Here is a 22,416-nt window from a genome sequence, read left to right on the forward strand (position 1 = left end):
CTGATCAGAATATGTCAGCCTTGTTGACATTCCAAGGTCAAACTGGTAGCGAATCGCAGTTTTTGTGAAATTTTATGTCCGCTTCGGACGTAGCTCACGCAACAAATGGAAACGCAAGGTCCGAGGAGAGAACGATATGGCCGGGTATGACGATCGCGATGGCAAGATCTGGATGGATGGCAAGCTCATCGAGTGGAGAGATGCCAACGTACATATCCTGACGCACGCGATGCATTACGCCTCGTCGGTCTTCGAGGGCGAGCGAGCCTATAACGGCAAGATCTTCAAGAGCCGCAAGCATTCCGAACGGCTGCACTATTCCGCCGGCGAGCTTGATTTCGAGATCCCCTACACGGTGGACGAGATCGAGGCCGCGAAGATGGAGGTCATGCAGGCCAACGGCTTTACCGATGCCTATATCCGCGCGGTCGCCTGGCGCGGCGCGGGCGAGGACATGGGTGTCGCCTCGGCGCGCAACCCTGTGCGGCTGGCCATCGCGGCGTGGGAATGGGGCGCCTATTACGGCGACGCCAAGATGAAGGGCGCCAAGCTCGATATCTCCAAGTGGAAGCGGCCCAGCCCGGAAACTATCCCCTGCCATGCCAAGGCCGCCGGTCTTTACATGATCTGCACGCTCAGCAAGCACGCGGCCGAGGCCAAGGGATGTTCCGACGCGATGATGTTCGACTATCGCGGCTATGTCGCCGAAGCGACCGGCGCCAACATGTTCTTCGTGAAGGACGGCGAGGTGCACACGCCCAAGCCGGACTGCTTTCTCAACGGGATCACCCGCCAGACCGTGATCGGGATGCTGGAGGACCGCCAGGTCAAGGTGCATGAGCGCCATATCATGCCCGAGGAACTGGAAGGGTTCGAACAGTGCTGGCTGACCGGCACCGCCGCCGAGGTCACCCCGGTGGGGCAGATCGGCGATTACAATTTCGAAGTGGGCGCCCTGGCCAAGGACATCGCGCAAAGCTACGAGACGCTGGTGCGCAGCTGAACGTCACGAATGCGAAACGAAAGAGGCCGGGCGTGTTGCCCGGCCTTTTTTCTTTTGCGGCCATGGCGGCGCGGGTCAGCCCGGGGACATGCCCCTCAGGCGTTCGGACCGGCGGCGCAGTACCTCGACCGTGGCCAGAAGGACGATGGAGATCGCCACGAGGATCGTCGCCACGGCGAGGATCGTCGGCGAGATCTGTTCGCGCAGGCCGGTGAACATCTGCCAAGGCAGGGTCTTTTGCCCCGCCGAGCCGACGAAGAGCACGACGACCACCTCGTCGAAGGACGTGATGAAGGCGAAAAGCCCGCCCGAGATCACACCCGGCAGGATGAGCGGCATCTGCACGCGGAAGAAGGTGGTGACCGGGTTGGCGCCCATGTTGGCCGCCGCGCGCGTGAGCGAGCGATCAAAGCCCACGAGCGTCGCCGTTACCGTGATGATGACGAAGGGAATGCCCAAGGCCGCGTGCGCCAGAACCACGCCCCAATAGGTACCCTGAAGCCCGAGGCGCGAGTAGAAGAAATACATACCCGCCGCCGAGATGATCAGCGGCACGATCATCGGCGAAATGAGGATCGCCATGATGGCGCGCTTGAACGGCACATGCTCGGACGAGAGGCCAATCGCCGCGAGCGTCCCGAAGGTGACCGACAGGAGCGTGGCCACCGGCGCGATGGTCACGGAGTTCCACAGCGCCTGCTGCCAGTCGGGGCTGGTGAAGAAGTCGCGGTAATGCTTGAGCGAGTAGCCCTCGGGATCGAGGCGCAGCATTTCCGGAGTGAACGTAAAGAAGTCCTCGGCGTTGAAGCTGAGCGGCATGACCACGACAATGGGCGTGATCAGGAAGAAGAAGATCAGCCCGCAGAGGACGCGGAACGTATAGTGCCAGAGCACCTGACCCGGCGTGAGGTAGGGCACGAGGTTGGCCCGGTACCGCCCTTCGCCGATCCAGTAAATGAACCAGCCGAAGAACCAGCCGAAGAGGAACCCGACCACGGCACCCGAGGCGGACCCGACCAGAAAGCCCGCGACCGCCATGGCGATGGTGATCGCCCAGCGCGCCGGGCGTTCCTTGGCCCCGTCCAGCATCGTGACGCAGACAAAGCCGAGTATCGCCAGAAGCACCGCGCCCCCGACGACACCGAGCAAGGCGGAGCCTTGCGCGGTGCCCACAAAGAGCCCGGCGAACCCACCGGCCAGGGCCAGCACGGGCAGCGTGAAGCTCAGCGGTTTCCGCTCGACATGGGTGAGAGTGTACGTTGCCATCTTGTCTTACCCCAGCTTCACATTGTCGATGCCGACGATCTTATCGTAGGCCCAGTAGAGTATGAGCACCGCCGCCAGAAGGATTGATCCCAGGGCGGCCGCCAGGCCCCAGTTGAGCGAACTTGAAATGTGGTAGGCGATCCGGTTCGAGATGAAGGTACCGGTGGTGCCGCCGACGATCTCGGGCGTGATGTAGTAGCCGATCGCGAGGATGAAGACGAGGATCGACCCCGCGCCGATGCCCGGCACCGATTGCGGGAAGTAGACCCTCCAGAAGGCTGTCCAGTTCGTCGCGCCAAGGGATTTGGCCGCGCGCAGATAGGTCGGCGGGATCGTCTGCATCACCGAATACATCGGCAGGATCATGAACGGTAGCAGGATATGCGTCATCGCCACGATGGTGCCGAACTGGTTGTTGATCATCACCAATCGGCTTTCATCCGCGACCATGCCGAGCCACACGAGCACATCGTTGATCACGCCCTGTTGCTGCAACATTACCTTCCACGCGGAGGTCCGCACCAGAAGCGACGTCCAGAAGGGCAAGAGCACGAGAATCAGAAGCAGGTTTGCGGTGCGCACCGGCAGGTTCGCGAGGATCCAAGCAATTGGATAACCCAGCAGAATGCACGAGCCCATGATGACCAGCGACATGAAGAGCGTCCGCTGGAAGAGCATGATGTAGATCTGCTGTGTTTCGGGACGCGCCTCGACCCCGTCGACGGTTTTCTGCAGGTCGACCGCGTTCAGGAAATAGCCGCTGGTGAAAGGCGGGCTGTAGGTCTTGATCGTCTGCCAGACCGGGATGCTGCCCCAGTCCTTGTCTTCCTTGAGGAAGGCGGCCTTGTAGTCGATATCGGGCTGATCGGCGAGCATCTCTTGCGCGGCGCGCAGTTCTTCGGCGCCCGGGCCGGAATAGCCGGAAAGGTCGGCCCCGGCCTTGAGTTCTTCGATCAGGGCGACCTTGACCGCTTCCCAAGGTTCTTCCTCGGCGACCACGTCTTCTTCGACGAAGACGGTGTATACGGCGAAAGTGGCATATTCAGAGACGGTGCGCGGCAGCAGGGCGGAAATCTCGGCCCCCGGCTCAAAGCCCACATTGCCCCGGTAACTGTCGGTGGTCAGCGTGCTGAGCCGTTCGCGCGCGGCAGAAAGCTGACTGCCGTCTTTGGCGGCACCGTCGCCGCCGGTCATGAGTTCGTACCAGAAGGACTCTTCTTCCCAGGCCTCGTTGAGGTCCTCGAGCGCGTCGATCTGGTCTTCGCCGATGTCGTCCACGCCGCGGCCGGTGCCGCGGAAAAGCGAGGAGACGCCGGTTTGTTCGTAGTTCAGGCGGGTGCCGAGGCGGGTGTGCTCCTTGGCCTCGGCGGCGAGGAACATGTCCCAGTAGAGCGCTTCGTAGACCGCTTCGCCGGGGGCTTCGCCGCCCTCGGCATCCCAATCTTCCAGCGCGACCACGGTATTTTGCAGCGTGCGCGAGACGATCTGGTTTTCCACCGAGCGGAACAGCATATCCGCGATCGGCGCGATGAAGGTCACGAGCACAAAAATGAGCAGCGGAGCGACCAGCGCCAGCGCGCGTAATTTCTGCGCCCGAAGCGCCTTTTGCAGACTTTTCTTGAGCGGGGTGCCGTCGGCGGCAAGAACCGGTCCGGATTGGGTCGTGTCGCTCATGTCTGTCCCCGTCGGTCAGCTTTTGCTTTGGTCTTGGTTGGATCGGAAGGGCCGCGCACGGCCCTTCCGGACATCTTCATCAGACAGGCTTATTGAGCCAGCCACGCCTGGAATTTGGCGTCGATGTCGTCGCGGTAGTCAGCCCAGAACTCGTAGTTGTAGAGGAACGTGTTCTGTGCGTTCTCCGGATCGGTCGGCATGTGCGGGGCCATCTTGATGCCCAGCTCGGCATGCTCGCCGACGAGAGGTGCGGACGACTGACGTGCCGGGCCGTAGGAGATCCACTTGGCCTGATCCGCCAGACGCTGCGTGTCCGTGGCGAAGTAGACAAAGTCCAGCGCACGGGCCAGACGGTCTTCGGGCAGGTTGGCGGGGATGATCCAGCCGTCCAGGTCGAACACCTGAGCGTCCCACATCATCGCAACCGGCTGATCCTGCTCTTCAATCACGCTGAAGAGACGACCGTTATAGGTGGAGCCCATGAAGACCTCGCCGTCGGCCAGAAGCTGCGGCGTGTCGGCACCGGCGGACCACCAGATCACCTCGTCCTTGATGGTGTCGAGCTTGTCGAGCGCCTGCTGCTGACCTTCCGCGGTGGCCAGAACGTCATAGACTTCGTCCTTGGCGACGCCGTCGCAGAGCAGAGCCCATTCCATGTTGTTGATCGGACGCTTCTCGAGCGACCGCTTGCCCGGATAGGTTTCCAGGTCAAAGACCGAGCAGATATCGGACGGCGGTTCGACACCATCGGGCACCATGTCGGTGCGGTAGCCGAAGGTGGTCGAGTACACGATCTGCGGGATGAAGCAGTCGCCGACCAGAAGGTCGCCGAAATCATCCTCGGCCGAGGTGCCATCGGGCGCGGCGGCCAGATGCTCTTCGGGGTCGATCTCCATCGCGAGACCTTCGTCGCAGAGGCGCAGCGCGTCAGCCGCGACAACGTCCACCACGTCCCAGGTCACATTGCCGGCTTCGTCCATGGCGCGGAGCTTGGCCACGGCTTCTGCCGAGCTTTCGTCCCACACGACCTCGAGGTCGGGGTGCATTTCTTTGTACGGATCGGCATAGGCGTTCACCTGGCTGCGCTGATATGCGCCGCCCCACGACACGAGGGTCATGGAATCGGCCATGTCCTGCGCCAGGACCGCGCCGGCGGCAACCGTCAGAGCGGTCGATGCCATAAGGGTCTTTGTCAGTTTCATGTCATACTCCCAAGTACGTTTCCCGTTTTTGGTTCACGGGCCCTGTCTTACGGGTCGGAAGAGCAGGGCCTCAGCTCTCGCCCGCGCGGGGTGCGCGGGCGCGAATGTGGTAAGTCCTAGCGCGCGTCGAGCGCGCGGCAATCTTCCGGAAGCCAGCCGATCTCGATCGTTTCGCCGGGCTTGAGCCGGCGCTGATCGGGCGCGTTCCGGGTCTTGATCACGAAGTCGTCGTTGCCGGCCACGCGCAGCTTGGTGCGGAAGATGTCGCCCATATAGACGAACTCCAGCACCTCGGCCTTGATCGTGTGCGTGCCCGACTTGAGGCGCGATTTGTCGTACTCGACGCGCTCGGGACGGATCGACACCTGCGTGCGCTCGCCCACCTCGGACACGTTCACGGCCTTGCAGTCGATAACCTCGCCATCGTCAAGTTCGACCTGGCAGAACCCATCGGACATTTTCTTGACCACGCCGGAGAGCGTGTTGTTCTCGCCGATGAACTGCGCCACGAAGCTGTTGGTGGGGCTTTCGTAAAGCGTGTCAGGCGCGTCGATCTGCTGAATCCGGCCATCGTCAAACACCGCGACACGGTCAGACATGGTCAACGCTTCGGTCTGGTCGTGGGTCACGTAAACCGTGGTAATGCCCAGATCATGCGCCAGGTTGGTGATCTCGAACTGCATATGTTCGCGCAGCTGCTTGTCGAGCGCGCCCAGCGGTTCGTCCATCAACACCAGTTCGGGTTCGAACACGAGCGCGCGCGCGAGCGCGATCCGCTGTTGCTGACCGCCCGAAAGCTGGGCGGGTCGGCGACCGCCGAAATTGCCCATCTGCACCATGTCGAGCGCCCGCTTGACCTTTGCTTCGCGGTCGGACTTGCCGATCTTGCGCACCTCAAGCGGGAAGCTGAGGTTTTCGGCCACGGTCATGTGCGGGAAAAGGGCGTAGTTCTGGAAGACCATGCCGATCCCGCGCTTGTGCGGCGGGATATTGTTGATCGAGACACCGTCGAGCAGGATCTTGCCGTGTGTGGCCGTCTCGAACCCCGCCAGCATCATCAGGCAGGTTGTCTTGCCCGATCCCGAAGGCCCCAACATGGTCAGGAATTCACCTTTCGGAATCGACAGATTGAGATCTTTGACGACGAGCGTTTCGCCGTCGTAACTCTTTTGAACGCGATCAAACGCGACAAAAGCATCGCTGGATTGCGAGTCTGTCAAAAGCGTCTCCCCATGTGTTTTCGCGGTCTGCGCCGCGCTTTCGGGGGACTAAACCGAGATTTTCTGGCCGATGCAAGCGGACTCGCACGATTTCGACGTCTGGGGGCAGGCCGATGGCCGTTAACGCTTTGATGCTTAATACTTAATCAATCGAAAAGTGTGTTTGAGCGGTCCGGACAGCTTGTTTTGCTGACCGGACCACCCGGATTGCTGAATTTTTAACCAAGGACCGTTTTGGCGGCCTTGACTGTTTTCTCAATGATTTCATCGGCCTCTTCATGCGTCAGGCAGAAGGGCGGTGCGTAACCCACGATATCGCCCTGAGGCATGGCGCGAGCGATGACATGGTCGCTTGCCAGGGCTGCGGCCACCTGCGGGCCAATCTTTTCCGAGGCGTCGAAGAAGGTGCGCGTGTCGCGGTCCTTCACGAACTCGACGGCGCACATAAGGCCCTCGCCGCGGACGTCGCCGACATGCGGATGATCGGCCAGCGCGTCTTTCATCGTTTTGTTGAGATAGGCGCCCACCTCGCCCGCGTTCTGGACGAGGTTCAGATCGTCGATGAGCTTGAGGTTGGCGACACCTGCCGCAGCCCCGATCGGGTGCGCGGAATAGGTCCAGCCATGGCCGATGGGCCCGTTTTCATCTGTCCCCTGCTCCAGCACCTTCCACATCTTGTCCGACACGATGGAGCCGGAAAGCGGTGCATAGGCGCTTGTCAAGCCCTTGGCGATGGTGATGAGGTCGGGCTTCAGCCCGTAATGCTCGGACCCGAACATCGTGCCCAGACGGCCAAAGCCGGTGACGACCTCGTCCGCGACCAGCAGAATGTCGTGCTTGTTCAGCACGGTCTGGATCGCCTCCCAGTAGCCGGCGGGCGGCGGTACGAGGCCCCCAGTGCCCAGCGCCGGTTCACCGATGAAGGCGGCGATGGTATCGGGGCCTTCCCGCTGAATGAGCGCCTCGAGCTCGGACACGCAATGCGCCACGAACTCGCCCTCGGACATGTTGAGATCGGGGCGGCGGTAGTAATAAGGGGCTTCGGTGTGCAGGACCTGCGCGAGCGGCAGATCGAACTTCTTGTGGAAGAGATCGAGCCCCGTCAGCGAGCCGGTCATCAGGCCCGAGCCGTGATAGCCACGCCAACGCGAGATGATCTTTTTCTTCTCGGGACGGCCGAGGATGTTGTTGTAGTACCAGATCAGCTTGACGTTGGTCTCGTTCGCGTCCGAGCCCGAAAGGCCGAAATAGACCTTGGACATGTGATCGGGGGCGCGGTCGAGCACCATCTTGGCCAACGTGATCGACGCCTCGGTGCCGTGGCCGACATAGGCGTGATAATAGGCCAGCTCTCGCGCCTGCTCGGCGATGGCCTCGGCGATTTCCTGACGGCCATAGCCAACGTTCACGCAGTAGAGACCTGCGAAAGCATCCAGCAGCTTGTTGCCGTCACGGTCCACAATGTGGCTGCCCTTGGCGGTCTTGATAATGCGGTTCGGGGCCTCACCACGGGCGAACTGGCCCAGATGGGTCGAGGGATGGAAAAAGTTCTCGCGATCCCACTGGTCGAGTTGGTCGTTTCTAAGCATCTAAGTCTTCCTTCCTTGCGTCGCGGCGCGGGCCTTAGCCCCAGTCGCGGCAGACGTATTTGATTTCCATGAACTCTTCCATGCCCTTTCTGGCGCCTTCGCGGCCAAGGCCGGATTGTTTGACCCCGCCGAAGGGGATGGGCGCGCCGGTGACCTTGGTGCGGTTGACCGCGACCATGCCGAATTGCAGCGCGCGCGTCATTCGGTAGATGCGGCGCGGATCCTGGCTGTGGACATAGGCGACGAGACCGAATTCGGTGTCGTTGGCGCGGGCTGTGACCTCTTCCTCGGTGTCGAAAGGCGTGATCGCGGCCACGGGGCCGAAGGTTTCCTCGTGCATGATCGCGGCCTCGTCCGGCACATCGGTAAGCACGGTCGGCTCGAAGAAAAGGGAGCCGAGCGCATGGCGTTTGCCTCCCAAGGCCAAGGTCGCGCCCTTGGCGATGGCGTCGGCGACATGCTCTTCCTGCTTGGCCACGGCGCGCTCGTGCATGAGCGGGCCGATATCGGGATCGTCCATCCCGCGCCCGATGGTCAGCTCGCGGGTGGCCTCGGTGAATTTCTGGCAGAAGGCCTCGTACACGGGACGCTCGACATAGATGCGGTTGGCACCAAGGCAGTCCTGACCGGAGGTGGCGAATTTGGCCTTGATCGTCTCTGTTACAGCCGAATCCAGGTCTGCGCCCTTGAAGACGATGACCGGGGCGTGGCCGCCCAGTTCCATGGTCAGCTTCTTCACCGTGTCGGCGGATTGCCGGTAGAGCAGACGGCCCACCTCGGTCGAACCGGTGAAGGAAAGCGCGCGCACGCGGGTGTCTTTCGTCCATGGCTCGACGACGGTCGGCGCATCGCCCGTCACGACGTTGAAGACGCCCGCCGGAAAACCCGCACGCTCGGCCAGTTCGGCCAACGCCAGGGCGGAAAACGGCGTTTCGGCGCTGGGGTGCGCGACTACGGTGCAGCCGGCGGCGAGGGCCGCGGCGGCCTTGCGCGTCAGCATGGCCGAGGGGAAGTTCCACGGCGTGATCAGGGCCACGACGCCCACGGGTTCGAGCCAAAGCTCGACCTCGGCATCGGGCAGATGGCTGGTGACGCCCTCGATGTTCGGGCGCTTGGTTTCTTCGGCATAATACTCGACGAAACTTGCGGCATAGTCGATTTCGCCGCGCGCCTCGCTAAGCGGTTTACCCTGTTCCAGCACCATAATGCGTGCCAGATCTTCCTTGTGCGCAATCAGCAGATCGAACCAGCGGCGCAAGATCGCCGCGCGCTCCTGTGGCAGGGTCATGGACCAGCTTGCGAAGGCCTTTTGCGCGGAATCGACCGCCCCGCGGCTTTCGTCGGCGCCAAGGCTTGCGACCTCGCCGATCACGGCGCCATCGGCCGGGTTCGAGACCTTGATCACGTCGCCCGAGGCCGACGCACACCATTTGCCGCCGACATAGGAAAAGCTGCGGACAAGTCGGGTATCCTCGATATCGTGCCGGGTCATAACTGCTGAATCAAACATGGGGGCGGTCTCCTTTCAGTTCAGGAAAATAGCCGCATTCGACAGAAGGTGAGGCTGTTCTTCTGTGCGGGATCAGAGGAAACATCTGTTATCAGGCGTTAAACAGAAGAATCTTCTGCAAGGCAGCATATGCACGCACTTGGGCGCGTCACTCCGCGCCGTCACGCCCGTGGATCAGTCGAAGTGGCGGCAACGTGAAGGGCTTGACCGGCTTGGTCACGATATAGGTGAAATACCGCGCCAGCCCGATCCGCGCCTCAAGCATCGCGTCCATCAGCCGTTGATAGGCGTCGATATCGGTGGTGACCACCTGCATGAGATAATCGAGCCCGCCGCCCAGCGCCCAGCAGGCGGTGACCTCGTCAAAGCGCTGCATGCTTGCCTCGAACGCCTGAAAGCTGGCCGGCGTATGGTCGTTCAGTTCCGCTACGACAAACACCGTCACATTGGGCCCGAGCTTTCGCAGGTTGATCGTGGCCTTGTAGCCCTCGATGATGCCCTCCTCTTCGAGCCGGCGCAGACGTTCCCAGCAGGGGCTGGCCGAAAGCCCCACACGCTCGGCCAGCTGGGCCTTGGTGATCCGGCCGTTATCGGCCAGAACGCGCAGGATCTCGATATCGCGGTCATCAAGTTTGAGCATGAGTCAGAGACTTGAGCAATCGCGCAGGTAGGGCAAGCGGGATTGTGCGGATGCGACACTATCGCGGCTCAGATGGGCCGTGATCAGGGTATCGGCCCGATCGGTCTGCGCCACGACGTTTCCCCAGGGATCGGCGATGCGGCTGCCACCGTAAAAGCCAAGGTCACCACAGCTGCCGGCGTGATCGGCATAGGCCAGCCAGACACCGTTTTCAAAGGCGCGCGTAGGGACGACATGTTCGGCCACCACGCCCCAATCCGCGCCCAGCGCGGTGGGCACGAGCACAAGCTGCGCCCCGCCAAGTGCCGCTTGCCGCAGGCTTTCGGGAAACTCGACCTCGTAGCAGATCAGGATTGCGATTTTCCAGCCGTTGACGTCAGCGAAGGTGACGGCGGGACCGCGCGCGAAGGTTTCGACCTCGAAACTACCGGGCGAGGGCAGGCGTTTGCGATGGTTGGCGATCAGGTCGCCACTCGGGCCGATGAGAGCTGCGGAATTATAGAGCCGGTCCCCGGCGCGCTCGGGGTAGCCATAGCAGATGGCGCAGCAGGTCCGCCGCGCGAGATCGGCGATGGCGCGGGCAAAGGGGCCGTCGGTGGCCTCGGCGCGGTGCGCGAAATCCGCCTGCGCGTCGTAGCCCGTCAGGAAAAGCTCGGGGCAGAGCACAAGGTCGAGCGTGTGTCCGATCAGAGCCTGTTCCAGCGCAACAAGCCTTTTTTCAGGCGGAACCGGCGCGGCATCGCCCTGAAAGACCACGAGCTTCATGCGGTGATGACCGTGCCCGCATCGCTGTGGCGCAGCCGTTCGAACACATGACTGGCGATCGCTGTGTCCTGCGCGCCTGTGCCGGTCAGATCAGCAATGGTGATGTCCGTCTCGTGGCGCCGGCCCGGCGCCGCGCCGGAGATGACCTGCCCCAGTTCGGCGGGCGGTCCGCCCTGCCAGAGGCCGGCCTCGATGGCGCTGCGCAGCTCGCCCAGCTTCTCGGTCTGGCTGACCCGGTCGGCGACATAGAAATCGGCACGCGCCAGCGCGGCCGCCTCGATCTCGTTCTTGCCTTCCTGGTCGGAGCCAATCGCGGTGATATGCAGGCCCGGATGCAGCCAGTCGGCGCGCAGCACGGGCTCTCGCGCCGGCGTGGTGGTCACGACAAGCTGGCTTTGGGCGACAAGTTCGGCTGGATCAGAGACTGTTTTTACCTCGATATCGAGGGTTCGCGCCAGATCCGCGGCGCAGGCAGTGGTGCGGTCCGGATCCCGCCCCCAGACAAGACAGGTTGTAAACGGGCGCACGAGATGTGCCGCCTGCATCTGAAGACGGGCCTGCACCCCGGTGCCGATCACGCCTGCCACGTTCACGATTTCCGGCGCCAGATGCCGTGCGGCCACGGCCCCGGCGGCGGCGGTGCGAATGTCTGTCAGGTAGCCATTGTCGAGAAACAGAGCCTGTACCAGCCCGGTTTGGGCCGAGAAGAGAACCATCAGCCCGTTGAGTGAGGGCAGGCCGAGCTTGGGATTGTCGAAAAACCCCGGGCTGACCTTGATCGCGAACCCGTCAAAGCCGGGGATATAGGCGGTCTTGACGTCGACCTCGCCATTGGCCTGCGGCAGGTCCATCGACAGGATCGGCGGCATCACCACTTCGCCCCCGGCAAGCGCCGCAAAGGCGGATTCGATCACGTCGACAGTCTCAAGGTCGAGCTTTACGACCTCGCGCAGCTGGGCCTCGGTCAAAATACGAATATCATGCGCCATGTGCCACCTGCCGTCCCAGTTCCCGCGCCTGTCCGAGCAGCGCGGCGTTGTTCATGACATCCTTGGCGTCGCGTACGCCGCAGGCGCGGAGCAGGTCGCGTTTTTCGAAACCAAGCTTTTCAAGCGCGGGCGCGTAGCCCGCGAGAAGATCGGCATAATGCGCCTCGTCCTCGCCCTGCGTCTGGATCAGGACCAGCCGCTTGCCCCGGCCCAGCCGGGAAGGTTCGTCCGAGGTAAGGTAATCCGGCTTCAGGAAGGAAAAGAACCGGTCGAAGGCCTGCTTCATGAGCCCTGTCATGTTGCAGAAATAGACCGGCGTCGCCATGACCAGCACGTCGGCCTCGCCGAGATCGGCCAGAACAGGCACCATATCGTCGTCCAGACCGCAGAAATCTCCGCCGACCTTGCAGAAGCGGACATTCATGCATCCCTGAAACCGCAGGTCGCGCAGCGAATGGGTGCGCACGGTCGCGCCCTCGGCCTTGGCCGCGTCGCAGAACACCCGGGCGAGCGTGTCACTGTTGCCGCCCTCTCGCGGGCTTCCCAGAAGGCAAACAAGCTTGGTCATGCTGCTCTCCTGTAGGGGCGGCCCTCGATCACCAGATCGCCCAGCTGCACGGACTGGCCGGTGACGATACGCGTGAAGATCTCCATGTCGAGATTGCGGCCCGTGACGATGGTGGCGGTAGGGCCGGTAGGTGTGACCTTGCCCGAGAGCATCGCCGCAAGGCCGACGACGCAGGCGCCCTCGGCGACGATCCGGTCTTCGTAATAGAGTACCTGCATCGCGTGATAGATCTGATCCTCGGAGACGAGCACGATCTCGTCCAGAAGATCGCGGCACATCGGGAAGCTGAGTCGGTTCGACAGCCCGATTCCCCCGCCAAGGCTGTCGGCGAGCGAGGGCACTTCCTCGACCTCGACGGGCCTGCCGGCGCGCAGGCTTTCGTACATCGCGGCCCCCCGATCCATCGAAATGCCAATGACGCGGACGCCCGGGTTGATGGACTTTGCCGCCAGGGCCACGCCGGCGGCCAGCCCCCCGCCGGACAAGGGCACCAAAAGCGTCTCTATATCGGGCCGTTTGGCCAGAATTTCCAACCCGATTGTGCCTTGCCCGGAGATGACGCGCGGATCGTCGAACGGCGAGATTTCGACCAAGCCCTCCTCCGCGACGAGCCTTTCGGCCTCGGCCTGGGCGTCGTCTTGGCTTTGCCCGACGATCCGAACCTCGGCGCCCAGCGCGCGGATGCCATCGACCTTGGCCTGGGGCACCAGATTCGACATGCAGATCACCGCGCGCAGGCCGCGCGCCCGTGCCGCGAAGGCAACGCCGCGCCCATGATTTCCGGTCGAGCAACAGGTCACGCCGGATGCGCCTTCGAGTGCGGCGACCGCGTTCAGCGCGCCGCGCAGCTTGAAGGCGCCGATGGGCTGCATGTTTTCCAGTTTCAGCAGGAAATCGGCCCCGATTCGGCCAGACATGAACACCGAAGGCACCAGCGGCGTGGCATCTGCCACGCCACGAATGCGCCGCGCCGCGGCGAAGATATCTGCCAGCGTCGGTAACATGTCGTCCTCCCGTTGGCGCCTATGATGTTTTTTTGAGCCGGAAGGTCAACACTTTAGACAAGATCGCAATAACGACGTGCACTGCCGCATACGATCGGTCATGGTCGCTGCGTCTCATGCGAGAGACACGAAGACAACTGGAGGCACCCACCATGAACCTCAAGAACCTGCCATTCTCCGATGCCGAGTACGAGCGTCGCATCGCGCTGACACGCGCGGCCATGCAGCGCGCGGGCATCGAGCTTTTGTTCATCACCGACCCGTCGAACCAGAACTGGCTGACGGGGTATGACGGCTGGTCTTTTTACGTGCATCAGGGCGTCATGCTGCCGCTCAACGGCGATCCGGTCTGGTGGGGCCGATACATGGACATGCTGGGCGGTCGGCGTACCTGCTGGATGAGTGAGGAAAATATCGTCGGCTACGCGGATAATTACGTGCAGTCCACGGTGCGCCACCCCATGCAGGACCTGGCCGAGCGCATTCGTGAGATGGGCCTTGAGAAGGCGCAGATCGGCGTGGAAATGGAAAACTACTATTACTCCGCCAAGGCCCATGACGTTCTGACGGGAGAATTGCCCGATGCGACCTTTATGGACGCCACGGCGCTGGTGAACTGGCAGCGGATCGTGAAATCCGAAGAAGAGATCGCGTTCATCCGCAAGGCTGCGAAGATTTCAGAGAAGGTCGTGCAGACCGCCATCGACCGTGCGGAGCCGGGCCTGCCGAAGAACAAGCTTGTGGCCGATATCATGCATGCGGGTATTTCCGGCGTAGATGATATCTGGGGCGATTATCCGGCCATCGTACCGCTGACCCCCTCGGGCCTTGATGCCACCGCCGCGCATCTGACGTGGAACGGTCAGCCGATGCGCACGGGCGAGGCGACGTTCTTTGAATTGTCGGGCTGTTATCACCGCTATCACGCGCCGCTCTGCCGGACGGTCTATCTGGGCCAGCCGCCGCGCGAGATGCTGGAGGCAGAGAAGGCGCAGGTCGAGGGGATCGAGGCCGGGCTGAATGCCGCACGTGCAGGCAACCGGACCTGCGATATCGCCATCGCCTTTTACAAGGTTCTGGAGAAATACGGGATCCAGCGCGAAGGGCGCTGCGGCTATCCCATCGGGCTGAGCTATCCGCCCGACTGGGGCGAGCGCACCGCGTCGATCCGAACCGAGGACCAGACCCTGTTGGAGCCCGGCATGACGTTCCACTTCATGCCGGCGCTCTGGATGGAATCCTGGGGCCTGGAGACGACCGAAACCATCCTCATCAAGGAGGACGGTCCGGCCGAGGCGCTGTGCGACATGCCGCGCAAGCTTTTCATCAAGGACTGAACCGCGTCAGCTGGCCGCTTTCATCAGGCCCTTGTCGTTCAGTTCGGCATGGGCACGGTCGAGCGCTGTCCAGGCGCGTTCGACCAGCGTGTCGATCTCGGCCTTGGTGATGACCAGCGGCGGCGAGATCACCATGCGGTCGCCGACGTGGCGCATCACGAGGTTGTTGCCGAAACACTGTTCCCGGCAGATGAGACCCGCCGTCCCGGTTTCGGCGGCGAATTGCGCGCGGCTGGCCTTGTGCGGCGTGAGCGCGATAGAGCCTAACATGCCGCATGTCACCGCCTCGCCCACCAGCGGATGCTCGGCGAGCGTCGCCCATTTCTCGGCCAGATAGGGCGCGGTGCCGGTGGCGGCGCGCGTCACGATCTCTTCTTCCTGAAGGATCCGAAGGTTTTCGAGCGCGACCGCGCAGGCGACCGGATGGCCCGAATAGGTATAACCGTGACTGAAATCGACCCCGCTCAGGACATCGGCCACCTCGTCGTTGACGATGGACCCGCCGATCGGCTGGTAGCCCGAACTGAGACCCTTGGCGACGGTCATGATATGCGGACGGATCCCGAGCGTTTCGGACCCGAACCAGTTGCCGGTGCGCCCGAAGCCGCAGATGACCTCGTCGGCGATAAGCAGGATATCATGCTCGTCGCAGATACGCTGAATCTCGGGCCAGTAGCTGTCGGGCGGGATGATGACGCCGCCCGCGCCCTGAATCGGCTCGCCGATGAAGGCCGCGACGTTGTCGGCCCCAAGTTCCATGATCTTTTCCTCAAGCTGGCGCGCGCGGGCCTTGCCGAAGTCCTGCGGATCGCTGTCGCCACCTTCGCCATACCAATAGGGCTGGTCGATATGATGGATATCGGGAATGGGCATGCCGCCCTGCGCGTGCATCGCGGCCATGCCGCCAAGGCTGGCACTGCCCATGCTTGAGCCGTGATAGGCATTCTTGCGGCTGATGATCGCGCGCTTCGACGCTTTGCCTTTCGCCTCCCAATAGGTGCGGGCGAGCCGGATATTCGTATCGTTCGCCTCGGACCCGGAACTGGCGAAGAAGACATGGTTCAGATCGTGCGGCGTCAGGCTTGCGAGACGTTCGGCCAGGGCGATTGCGGGCACGTGCGTGGTCTGGAAGAAGGTGTTGTAGTAGGGCAGTTCCTTCATCTGCCGGGCCGCCGCCTCGGCCAGTTCCTCGCGCCCGTAGCCGATATTGACACACCAGAGCCCCGCCATCGCGTCGAGATAGTCGTTGCCGTCGCTGTCTGTCAGCGTCACGCCCTTGGCCCGCGTGATCACGCGCACACCCTTCTTGCCGAGGTCGTGTCCGTGGGTGAAGGGATGCAGGTGATGGGCCGCGTCCAGCTTTTGCAGCTCGGCGGTGGGCATGTGGTTGGTGATCAGGCTCATGGCGCGTCCTTTCACGTGAGAAGGTGCAAAAGCCCCGCGGCGAGGCCAGCGGGGTGCGGAATCAGAATATGATCAAATTATCGGAAGTCAATCGAATCAGGACGAACCTGCGTCCTGCTCGAGCGACTGGCGCACCTGCTCCATGCCCTGGATCACATCTTCGCGGATGGCCTGTGCGGCGGCCTCGGCATCGCGGTCGCGCATGGCGCGCAGGGCGGCCTTGTGCTTGTCCGGAAGGTTGAGTGTGCCCATCCGCCCGCAGACAACCCGCAGCGAAGGCCCGAATCGCAGCCAGAGCCCGTCGGCGAGATCGGCCAGAATAGGAGACGCGGCAAGACGGTAGATCTCGGCGTGGAAGCGGTAGTTCTGTTCGAGATAGACGCGCAGATCGCCGCCGGCGATCGCGGCGTCGAGCTTGGTATCCAGCGACTCGAGCCGGGCCACGTCAGCGGGCGTGGCCCGGTCGGTTGCCCGCACGGCCAGATGCGGATCAAGCCACTGGCGCGCAATAATAAGTTCGCCAACATGTTCCGCCGTCAGCCGCGGAACGCTGACCCGGCGGTTGCCCTGAAATTCCAGCGCACCATTAGAGGTCAGGCGACGGATCGCCTCGCGCACGGGGGTCATACCGGCATTCAGACGCTCGGCCAGCCCGTTGATCGTCACGGCCTGACCCGGCGCCAGATCGCCAAACAGGATGAGGTCGCGCAGCGCGCGATAGATCACCTCGTGTGCCGGCGGGCCGGGCGCGTCAGCCGTGCGCGTGCCGAATTTCTGTGCGGCGTTCGTCATTTCATAAGTTCCTTGCACCCTATCGCTGTCATCCGGCTTGCCACTACGCCGACCGCGTGAAAGCATTTAGCATATTGCGGCGAGTGACAATATTTGATCAAATTGTCGCCAAGGCACCTCAAGTGTCGCACCAAGGGAGACTAAGATGAAAAATACCATCGTGACCACAGCCGCGCTCGTGGCGCTCGGCTCCTCCGCCGCCATGGCGGAAGAAGTGCGGGTCTATAACTGGTCCGACTATATCGACGAATCGCTGCTTGAGAAATTCGAGCAGGAAACGGGCCTCGAACTTGTCTACGACGTGTTCGATTCCAACGAACTTCTCGAGACCAAGATGCTGGCCGGTGGTTCGGGCTATGATGTCGTCGTACCGACCGGCACCTTCCTGCAGCGCCAGATCGCGGCGGGTGCGTTTCAGAAACTGGATCCGTCCAAGCTACCCAATCTCGACAACATGTGGGACGTGATCGAAAAGCGGACGGCGAGCTATGACGAAGGCAACGCCTATTCGATCAACTATATGTGGGGCTCGACCGGGATCGGCGCCAACGTGCCCAAGGTCAAGGAAATCCTGGGCGAGGATGCGCCCATCGGGTCGCTCGAGCTGATCTTTGATCCCGCGAACATGGAAAAGCTGGCCGAGTGCGGCGTGCATTTCCTTGACGCGCCGACCGAGATGGTGCCGGCCGCGCTGTCCTATGCCGGCATGGACCCGGACGCCAAGGACGACGAAGCCCTGGCAAAAGCCGAAGAAGTTCTGATGGCCGTGCGCCCCTATGTGCAGAAATTCCACAGCTCGGAATACATCAACGCGCTGGCCAATGGCGACATCTGCGTCGCGTTCGGCTGGTCGGGGGATATCCTGCAGGCCCGCGACCGCGCGGCCGAAGCCGATAACGGTGTCGAGATCGCATATAACGCGCCTTCTGAGGGTGCGCTCATGTGGTTCGACCAGATGGCGATTCCGGTCGACGCGCCGAACCCCGAGGGCGCGCATGTGTTCCTGAACTTCATCATGGATGCCGAGAACATGGCGGCGGCGTCGAACTACGTCTATTTCGCCAACGGCAACAAGGCGTCGCAAGAGTATCTGAACGAGGACGTGATCGGCGACACCGCGATCTATCCGGACGAGGCTGCTCTGGAAAACCTTTATACGGTGACACCGTGGGGGCCGCGCGAACAGCGCGATCTGACCCGGCTCTGGACCAAGATCAAGTCGGGCACCTGACGCCACGCTTTCCGACCCGCGCGAGTTTTCGCGCGGGTCTTTTTCCCTATTGGGACATGAAACATGCCCGAGACCAAGTTCGAGCCGTGGAACGATCCGAACGAGAAACCCCTGATCGAATTCAGGGGTGTGACCAAACGCTTCGGCACCTTCACCGCCATCGATAACCAGAGCTTCGACATCTACACCAAAGAGTTCTTTGCCCTGCTGGGGCCCTCTGGCTGTGGCAAGACGACGATGATGCGCATGCTTGCCGGGTTCGAGGCGCCGACCGAGGGCAAGATCCTTTTGGGCGGCAAGGACATTGCGCCAATCCCGCCGAACAAGCGCGAAGTGAACATGATGTTCCAGTCCTACGCGCTATTTCCGCATTTGTCGGTCTGGGACAACATCGCTTTCGGGCTGAAGCGCGACGGCAAGGACAAAAAGGCCATCGCCGCGCGGGTGGCCGAAATGCTCAAGCTGACGCGGCTGGAGAAATTCGCCAATCGCAAACCGCACCAGATTTCGGGCGGCCAGCGCCAGCGCGTGGCGCTCGCGCGCAGCCTTGCCAAGGCGCCGAAGCTTTTGCTGCTGGACGAACCTTTGGGCGCGCTCGACGCCAAGCTGCGGCAGGACACGCAGTTCGAGCTGATGGACATCCAGGAGACCACCGGCACGACCTTTGTCATCGTGACCCACGATCAGGAAGAGGCGATGACCGTGGCCAGCCGCGTGGCCGTGATGGATGACGGCCGGGTCGTGCAGGTCGACACGCCCGACCGCATCTATGAAGACCCCAATTCCACCTATGTGGCCGATTTCATCGGTGACGTCACAATCCTGAGTGGGTCAGTGACCCCGAAAGACAAAGGTTACGAGCTCCGCTTCGCGGAAGGTCAGCCAACGCTTTATGCGGACTCGGATCTGAGCCTGACGGATGGACAGACAGGCTATCTTGCGATCCGGCCCGAGAAAGTCGCCGTGTCCCCGGAAAAGCCCGAAGACCGGCGCAATGCGCTCAAGGGCAAGATCCTTGATATCGCCTATCTCGGGAACCTCTCAACCTACCATGTCGAGCTGCCGACGGGGCAGGTCGTGAAGGCCCAGACGGCGAACACACGCAGGCTCGCCAATCGACCCTTTTCCTGGGAAGACGAGGTATGGCTGTCCTGGTCGGACAGCGCCGCCGTTCTTCTGGAGCGCTAGGAGATGCGCCGCGCGATCCTCATCCTCGTGCCTTATCTCTGGCTTCTGGCGCTGTTTCTGGTGCCGTTCGCCATCGTCCTGAAGATCTCGCTCAGCGACTATAACCTTTCGATCCCGCCCTACACGCCGCAAATGGATTTCTCGAACGGGTGGTGGCAGGGCGTCAAAGACCTCTTCGCCGCCTTCGATTTCGAGAATTTCATCTTTCTGACCGAAGACGATCTTTACTGGAAGGCGTACCTGTCCTCGCTGCAGATCGCGACGATTTCGACCCTGTTGACGCTGATGGTCGGCTATCCGATCGCCTATGGCATGGCGCGCGCCCCCGAACAGTGGCGGCCGACCCTGATGATGCTGGTTATCCTGCCCTTCTGGACCAGTTTTCTGATCCGCGTGTATGCTTGGAAGGGCATTCTGTCGACCGAGGGGTATCTCAATCAGGTTCTGCTTGGGATCGGGGTAATCGGAGAGCCGCTGACGATTCTGAACACGAATGTCGCGGTCTATATCGGCATCGTCTACACCTACCTGCCCTTCATGATCCTGCCGATCTATGCTGCGCTGGACAAAATGGACGGATCGCTTCTGGAGGCGGCGGAGGACCTGGGCTGTTCGCGCCTGTCGGCCTTTTGGCTGGTGACCGTTCCGCTGTCGCGCAACGGGATCATCGCCGGCAGTTTCCTGGTCTTCATTCCGGCGGTGGGCGAGTTCGTGATTCCGGCGCTTTTGGGCGGATCAGAGACGCTTATGATCGGCAAGGTGCTCTATGAGGAGTTCTTCAACAACCGCGACTGGCCGGTGGCCTCGGCGGTGGCGGTGATCCTGCTTTTGATCCTCGTGATCCCGATCGTGCTATTCCAGCGAAACCAGCAGAAACAGCGGGAGAGCGACGGATGATCCGCCTGTCCTGGTTCAATGTCACATCGCTGACGCTTGGCTTTGCCTTCCTCTATCTGCCGATGCTGCTGCTCATCATCTACAGCTTCAACGAATCGCAGTTGGTCACGGTCTGGGCGGGCTTCTCGACCAAGTGGTACGGCGAACTTCTGACGAACGAATCCTATCTGGATGCGGCTTGGGTCACGTTGCGGGTGGCGCTGGTCAGTTCCACCATCGCGACGATACTCGGCACGATGGCGGCGCTGGTCTTGATCCGGGCTGGGCGGTTCATCGGGCGCACGCTGTTCTCGGGCATGATTTACGCGCCGCTCGTCATGCCGGAGGTCATCACCGGCCTGTCGCTGCTGCTGCTTTTTATCGGAATCGGGTTGGACCGCGGGGTAGTCACGATCATCCTCGCGCACACGACCTTTTCCATGTGCTTTGTGTCGGTGGTGGTCTCCTCGCGTCTGATGACCTTCGACAAATCGCTGGAGGAGGCCGCGCTGGATCTGGGGTGTTCCCCGTTTCAGGCGTTTCGTCTCGTCACCCTGCCAATCATCGCACCCTCGGTCATTTCCGGCTGGCTTTTGGCCTTTACGCTATCGCTCGATGATCTGGTGATCGCATCCTTCGCCGCCGGGCCATCGGCAACGACCCTGCCGATCAAGGTCTGGTCCTCGATCCGGCTTGGGGTGAGTCCCGAGATCAACGCGCTGTCGACGATCCTGATCGGGATCGTTGCCGTCGGGGTGATCAGCGCCTCGCTGATCTCGAAACGCACGATGCTGCGGCAGATGGCAGAAGAGCAGGCCGCGGAGCGGGCGTGAAACGGCTCTTTCCCGCCTATACTTACGGAGAAGGCCCGCGCGCGGGCTGTTTCTGGCCGACCACCGTTTCGGCGCGCGACTGGCCGGTTGCGCGCGGTGAGATGTCCTGTGACGTGGCGATTGTGGGGGCTGGCTATACCGGTCTCTCGGCCGCACTTCACCTTGCGCAGGGTGGCGCGGACGTGATCCTTCTCGACGCGGAATATCCCGGCTGGGGCGCCTCTGGGCGCAATGGCGGGTTCTGCTGCTGCGGTGGCGCCAAGGCCAGCGACGCGATGCTCGCGCGGCGCCACGGCGAGAGCGGGCGGCGCGACTGGCGACGGACCGAAGCCGAGGCGGTGCGCTTCGCCGAAAGCCTGATCGAGAGCCACGCGATTGAGTGCGACCGGCATTCCGAAGGCGAAACCCTGATGGCGCAGTCAGACCGTGCCCTGGCCGGTTTTGAGGCCGAAGCGCGCCGAATCGAAACCGATCTTGGTGTGACGCCGACGATAATTACAGGCTCTGATCTTGCACGAAACGGCATGTCAGGCCCCTTTCACGGCGCCCTGACCAATCCGGTTGGCTTTGCGCTTAACCCGATGAAGTACGCGCTTGGACTGGCCGATGCCGCCACCGCCGCCGGCGCAAGGATCTACGGGCATAGCCCGGTCACGCGGATCGATGCCGAGGGGCGACATACCCTGTACACACCAGAGGGACGTGTGCACGCGCGCCGGATCGTGATCGCCACAAACGGCTATTCCTCGGACGATCTGCCCGACTGGTTGCGCTCGCGGTACCTTCCCGTGCAGTCGAATGTGATCGTGACCCGGCCGCTTACCGAAGACGAGATTTCCGCGCAGGGCTGGTCCACCGCGCAGATGTGCTTCGATCACCGGATCTTCCTGCATTACTTTCGCCTGATGCCGGACCGACGCATGCTGTTCGGAATGCGGGGTGGCCTGGTCAGCTCTGCCGCCTCTGACGCGGCCATGACCGGACGCACACGCGCGCATTTCGAGGCGATGTTCCCCGCCTGGGCCGGCATAGAGACGGAATTCAGCTGGACGGGGCTTTTGTGCTTCTCGGCGAGCCTGACCCCGTTTGCGGGGCCGATCCCGAACATGCCCGGCGCGTTTGCGGGGCTATGCTATCACGGCAACGGGGTCGCGATGGCCACCTATGCCGGGGCGATCCTTGCCGATCTGGCGCAGGACCGCGTGCCGAACCGGCCCTACCCGGACGTCATGCGCACACCGCCCGGTCGCTTTCCGTTAGGGCGGTTTCGCCGCGCCACGCTGGCGCCGCTTTATGCTGCCGCCGCTCTGACCGGTCAGTAAGAG

The 22,416-nt window shown here is 62.4% G+C and carries 20 protein-coding genes; 7 read left to right on the forward strand and 13 right to left on the reverse strand.

Features of this window, described 5'->3' with window-relative positions; all coding sequences use genetic code 11:
* The first annotated feature begins 136 nt into the window (after window positions 1-136).
* Entirely contained in the window at window positions 137-1,003 is an 867-nt protein-coding gene (locus EZV60_RS04335; protein WP_135502515.1) for a branched-chain amino acid aminotransferase, read from the forward strand.
* A 75-nt stretch (window positions 1,004-1,078) separates the two neighbouring features.
* Here the strand turns inward: EZV60_RS04335 and EZV60_RS04340 are convergent, their stop codons facing one another.
* The 11 genes from EZV60_RS04340 to eutB all read right to left on the reverse strand — a co-directional run bounded on the left by EZV60_RS04340 (window position 1,079) and on the right by eutB (window position 13,430).
* Window positions 1,079-2,269, reverse strand: coding sequence for an ABC transporter permease (locus EZV60_RS04340; RefSeq protein WP_135502517.1), 1,191 nt, complete (start codon window positions 2,267-2,269; stop codon window positions 1,079-1,081).
* 6 nt (window positions 2,270-2,275) lie between these two features.
* Window positions 2,276-3,943 carry an ABC transporter permease gene (locus tag EZV60_RS04345; RefSeq protein WP_135502519.1) on the reverse strand — a complete coding sequence of 556 codons (1,668 nt, stop codon included), beginning with the start codon at window positions 3,941-3,943 and terminating at the stop codon, window positions 2,276-2,278.
* A gap of 89 nt (window positions 3,944-4,032) precedes the next feature.
* Complete coding sequence (locus EZV60_RS04350; RefSeq protein ID WP_135502521.1) at window positions 4,033-5,145, reverse strand: ABC transporter substrate-binding protein; 1,113 nt, start codon at window positions 5,143-5,145, stop codon at window positions 4,033-4,035.
* Between the two features lie 116 nt (window positions 5,146-5,261).
* Window positions 5,262-6,365 carry an ABC transporter ATP-binding protein gene (locus EZV60_RS04355; protein ID WP_135502522.1) on the reverse strand — a complete coding sequence of 368 codons (1,104 nt, stop codon included), beginning with the start codon at window positions 6,363-6,365 and terminating at the stop codon, window positions 5,262-5,264.
* 218 nt (window positions 6,366-6,583) lie between these two features.
* Window positions 6,584-7,954, reverse strand: a complete 1,371-nt coding sequence (locus EZV60_RS04360; protein ID WP_135502524.1) for an aspartate aminotransferase family protein — start codon at window positions 7,952-7,954, stop codon at window positions 6,584-6,586.
* Between the two features lie 34 nt (window positions 7,955-7,988).
* On the reverse strand, window positions 7,989-9,464 hold the full coding sequence (locus EZV60_RS04365) for an NAD-dependent succinate-semialdehyde dehydrogenase (RefSeq protein ID WP_135502526.1): 1,476 nt from the start codon (window positions 9,462-9,464) through the stop codon (window positions 7,989-7,991).
* A gap of 148 nt (window positions 9,465-9,612) precedes the next feature.
* Entirely contained in the window at window positions 9,613-10,104 is a 492-nt protein-coding gene (locus EZV60_RS04370; RefSeq protein WP_135502528.1) for an Lrp/AsnC family transcriptional regulator, read from the reverse strand.
* A 3-nt stretch (window positions 10,105-10,107) separates the two neighbouring features.
* Complete coding sequence (locus tag EZV60_RS04375; RefSeq protein WP_135502530.1) at window positions 10,108-10,869, reverse strand: carbon-nitrogen hydrolase family protein; 762 nt, start codon at window positions 10,867-10,869, stop codon at window positions 10,108-10,110.
* Window positions 10,866-11,858 (reverse strand): cyclodeaminase, encoded by a 993-nt coding sequence (locus EZV60_RS04380; RefSeq protein ID WP_135502532.1) that lies wholly within the window; start codon window positions 11,856-11,858, stop codon window positions 10,866-10,868. Before EZV60_RS04380 ends, EZV60_RS04375 begins: the two co-directional genes overlap by 4 nt.
* A complete protein-coding gene (locus EZV60_RS04385; protein ID WP_135502535.1) occupies window positions 11,848-12,426 on the reverse strand; it encodes a flavodoxin family protein in 579 nt (192 codons plus the stop codon). The genes EZV60_RS04380 and EZV60_RS04385 overlap by 11 nt, the downstream gene beginning before the upstream one ends.
* A complete protein-coding gene (gene eutB / locus EZV60_RS04390) occupies window positions 12,423-13,430 on the reverse strand; it encodes a hydroxyectoine utilization dehydratase EutB (RefSeq protein WP_135502537.1) in 1,008 nt (335 codons plus the stop codon). Before eutB ends, EZV60_RS04385 begins: the two co-directional genes overlap by 4 nt.
* 152 nt (window positions 13,431-13,582) lie before the next feature.
* Between eutB and EZV60_RS04395 the strand changes: the two genes are divergently transcribed.
* The gene (locus EZV60_RS04395; RefSeq protein WP_135502539.1) at window positions 13,583-14,767 is read left to right on the forward strand and encodes a M24 family metallopeptidase; all 1,185 of its coding nucleotides are present in this window, start codon (window positions 13,583-13,585) and stop codon (window positions 14,765-14,767) included.
* A gap of 6 nt (window positions 14,768-14,773) precedes the next feature.
* Here the strand turns inward: EZV60_RS04395 and EZV60_RS04400 are convergent, their stop codons facing one another.
* Both EZV60_RS04400 and EZV60_RS04405 read right to left on the reverse strand, forming a co-directional pair.
* A complete protein-coding gene (locus EZV60_RS04400; protein WP_135502541.1) occupies window positions 14,774-16,171 on the reverse strand; it encodes an aspartate aminotransferase family protein in 1,398 nt (465 codons plus the stop codon).
* A gap of 96 nt (window positions 16,172-16,267) precedes the next feature.
* Window positions 16,268-16,963 carry a GntR family transcriptional regulator gene (locus EZV60_RS04405; protein ID WP_135502543.1) on the reverse strand — a complete coding sequence of 232 codons (696 nt, stop codon included), beginning with the start codon at window positions 16,961-16,963 and terminating at the stop codon, window positions 16,268-16,270.
* A gap of 145 nt (window positions 16,964-17,108) precedes the next feature.
* On the opposite strand from EZV60_RS04405, the gene EZV60_RS04410 reads away from it, so the two are divergent.
* The 5 genes from EZV60_RS04410 to EZV60_RS04430 all read left to right on the forward strand — a co-directional run bounded on the left by EZV60_RS04410 (window position 17,109) and on the right by EZV60_RS04430 (window position 22,413).
* Window positions 17,109-18,194 carry a polyamine ABC transporter substrate-binding protein gene (locus EZV60_RS04410; protein ID WP_135502545.1) on the forward strand — a complete coding sequence of 362 codons (1,086 nt, stop codon included), beginning with the start codon at window positions 17,109-17,111 and terminating at the stop codon, window positions 18,192-18,194.
* Between the two features lie 63 nt (window positions 18,195-18,257).
* Window positions 18,258-19,382, forward strand: a complete 1,125-nt coding sequence (locus EZV60_RS04415) for an ABC transporter ATP-binding protein (RefSeq protein WP_135502547.1) — start codon at window positions 18,258-18,260, stop codon at window positions 19,380-19,382.
* 3 nt (window positions 19,383-19,385) lie between these two features.
* Window positions 19,386-20,279: an ABC transporter permease subunit gene (locus EZV60_RS04420; protein ID WP_135502549.1), complete on the forward strand. Its 894-nt coding sequence runs from the start codon at window positions 19,386-19,388 to the stop codon at window positions 20,277-20,279.
* Complete coding sequence (locus EZV60_RS04425) at window positions 20,276-21,091, forward strand: ABC transporter permease (protein WP_135502551.1); 816 nt, start codon at window positions 20,276-20,278, stop codon at window positions 21,089-21,091. Before EZV60_RS04420 ends, EZV60_RS04425 begins: the two co-directional genes overlap by 4 nt.
* On the forward strand, window positions 21,088-22,413 hold the full coding sequence (locus EZV60_RS04430) for an NAD(P)/FAD-dependent oxidoreductase (protein WP_135502553.1): 1,326 nt from the start codon (window positions 21,088-21,090) through the stop codon (window positions 22,411-22,413). Before EZV60_RS04425 ends, EZV60_RS04430 begins: the two co-directional genes overlap by 4 nt.
* The last annotated feature ends 3 nt before the right edge of the window (window positions 22,414-22,416 follow it).

The organism is Roseovarius aestuariivivens, assembly GCF_004761875.1.
Lineage (GTDB): Bacteria > Pseudomonadota > Alphaproteobacteria > Rhodobacterales > Rhodobacteraceae > Roseovarius > Roseovarius aestuariivivens.

Excerpts from the sequence above, each read along its gene's own strand:
- EZV60_RS04335 (WP_135502515.1), top strand. The coding sequence starts at position 137 with ATGGCCGGGTATGACGATCGCGATGGCAAGATCTGGATGGATGGCAAG.
- EZV60_RS04340 (WP_135502517.1), bottom strand. The coding sequence starts at position 2,269 with ATGGCAACGTACACTCTCACCCATGTCGAGCGGAAACCGCTGAGCTTC.
- EZV60_RS04345 (WP_135502519.1), bottom strand. The coding sequence starts at position 3,943 with ATGAGCGACACGACCCAATCCGGACCGGTTCTTGCCGCCGACGGCACC.
- EZV60_RS04350 (WP_135502521.1), bottom strand. The coding sequence starts at position 5,145 with ATGAAACTGACAAAGACCCTTATGGCATCGACCGCTCTGACGGTTGCC.
- EZV60_RS04360 (WP_135502524.1), bottom strand. The coding sequence starts at position 7,954 with ATGCTTAGAAACGACCAACTCGACCAGTGGGATCGCGAGAACTTTTTC.
- EZV60_RS04365 (WP_135502526.1), bottom strand. The coding sequence starts at position 9,464 with ATGTTTGATTCAGCAGTTATGACCCGGCACGATATCGAGGATACCCGA.
- EZV60_RS04370 (WP_135502528.1), bottom strand. The coding sequence starts at position 10,104 with ATGCTCAAACTTGATGACCGCGATATCGAGATCCTGCGCGTTCTGGCC.
- EZV60_RS04375 (WP_135502530.1), bottom strand. The coding sequence starts at position 10,869 with ATGAAGCTCGTGGTCTTTCAGGGCGATGCCGCGCCGGTTCCGCCTGAA.
- EZV60_RS04380 (WP_135502532.1), bottom strand. The coding sequence starts at position 11,858 with ATGGCGCATGATATTCGTATTTTGACCGAGGCCCAGCTGCGCGAGGTC.
- EZV60_RS04385 (WP_135502535.1), bottom strand. The coding sequence starts at position 12,426 with ATGACCAAGCTTGTTTGCCTTCTGGGAAGCCCGCGAGAGGGCGGCAAC.
- eutB (WP_135502537.1), bottom strand. The coding sequence starts at position 13,430 with ATGTTACCGACGCTGGCAGATATCTTCGCCGCGGCGCGGCGCATTCGT.
- EZV60_RS04395 (WP_135502539.1), top strand. The coding sequence starts at position 13,583 with ATGAACCTCAAGAACCTGCCATTCTCCGATGCCGAGTACGAGCGTCGC.
- EZV60_RS04400 (WP_135502541.1), bottom strand. The coding sequence starts at position 16,171 with ATGAGCCTGATCACCAACCACATGCCCACCGCCGAGCTGCAAAAGCTG.
- EZV60_RS04405 (WP_135502543.1), bottom strand. The coding sequence starts at position 16,963 with ATGACGAACGCCGCACAGAAATTCGGCACGCGCACGGCTGACGCGCCC.
- EZV60_RS04410 (WP_135502545.1), top strand. The coding sequence starts at position 17,109 with ATGAAAAATACCATCGTGACCACAGCCGCGCTCGTGGCGCTCGGCTCC.
- EZV60_RS04415 (WP_135502547.1), top strand. The coding sequence starts at position 18,258 with ATGCCCGAGACCAAGTTCGAGCCGTGGAACGATCCGAACGAGAAACCC.
- EZV60_RS04420 (WP_135502549.1), top strand. The coding sequence starts at position 19,386 with ATGCGCCGCGCGATCCTCATCCTCGTGCCTTATCTCTGGCTTCTGGCG.
- EZV60_RS04425 (WP_135502551.1), top strand. The coding sequence starts at position 20,276 with ATGATCCGCCTGTCCTGGTTCAATGTCACATCGCTGACGCTTGGCTTT.